The organism is Klebsiella sp. K-Nf6, assembly GCF_002806655.1.
GTDB lineage: Bacteria > Pseudomonadota > Gammaproteobacteria > Enterobacterales > Enterobacteriaceae > Klebsiella > Klebsiella variicola.
This window is the reverse complement of sequence record NZ_PIBN01000049.1, coordinates 1-996: the sequence shown is the minus strand read 5'-3', so window position 1 is coordinate 996 and position 996 is coordinate 1. Positions and strand designations below refer to the sequence as shown.

Genomic DNA, 996 nt, shown 5'->3' with positions numbered 1-996 from the left:
AACACCTCTACGCCACGGTGAGGCGAAGCAAATCAATTATGCGATATACGACGATATGACAGGGGTACTGATGCAATGCATCTCGCGAATACCCCTGTCGTATCGCCGGAAAGCAAAAACCCCGCACGGGCGGGGTCTTCGTTATATTCAGATTGTCGCTTTATGCCGCTGCCGAGTGGCGCAGCTCTGCCAAGCATGAGTGGATTATCTAACTTTCTGGCCCATTTTCAATACCAAAAAAGGGAAATAGCACTTTTTGTCAATCCGCGTGAATCGCCTTATGAACAGCCAGGAAAGCTTTAGCTCTGAATATTTCTAGGCACCAGCGCACTCTTTTCCGGGCCTCACTGTCTGTTAACCATGGCGCCACCAGCTGTATTTCCCGTGTTATGTCTGAGATTTTTTTACGGGTGGTGTAATAGTTAACGCCAACGAGATAAACCGGATCACCCGTTTCAAATATCGCCAGTACACATCGTTCAACAAATTCAACATCATCCTCAGTGATCGCAGTGTCAATGGCGACCGTTGCAGGCTTAGGCCACAAAATGGCATGCGCCCTGCTTAATGCCTGCCGCCCGCGATACCCTTCACTTCTTGCCTGCTCAATTGCTGCCGTAAAGCGTTCTAATGCTTTATCTGACCAGTGATCACCCTTCATGCCTCGCCAGCATGAATGTCCTGATGGTTTACGCGGGGCTGCACCTCCTCTCATTCCTTCCCCCCATACAGTAAGCAGAGATTTTATCCAGGCGGACTGAATGCCATTAAGGGGAGTGAATCGGCCCAGCCAGCTTTTGCGCGGGGCGGCGGCCACTGTTTCTAATCCTGCACGGTGCAGACGGCGTTGACGTGGTGTCATTCTGTTCTTCTCCTTACTACGCCAGAACGCAGAGCGCGTATGCCCGGTCCAGCAATTTAATAATCAATACAGGCTGGGGGCCGTATTCACGCTCAAAAGCGGCAGGGTCATGGTGCAAAGCACGGTGGTGCTTG

The 996-nt window shown here is 51.3% G+C and carries 1 protein-coding gene and 1 pseudogene; both read right to left on the bottom strand.

What is annotated here, in order from left to right; genetic code table 11:
• Positions 1–259: 259 nt before the first annotated feature.
• Positions 260–862 carry a hypothetical protein gene (locus tag CWM61_RS28545; protein WP_100632277.1) on the bottom strand — a complete coding sequence of 201 codons (603 nt, stop codon included), beginning with the start codon at positions 860–862 and terminating at the stop codon, positions 260–262.
• A gap of 16 nt (positions 863–878) precedes the next feature.
• A pseudogene (locus CWM61_RS28540) lies at positions 879–996 on the bottom strand (DUF968 domain-containing protein); the annotation flags it as partial.

Coding starts and splice junctions, on each gene's coding strand:
- CWM61_RS28545 (WP_100632277.1), bottom strand. CDS start 862: ATGACACCACGTCAACGCCGTCTGCACCGTGCAGGATTAGAAACAGTG.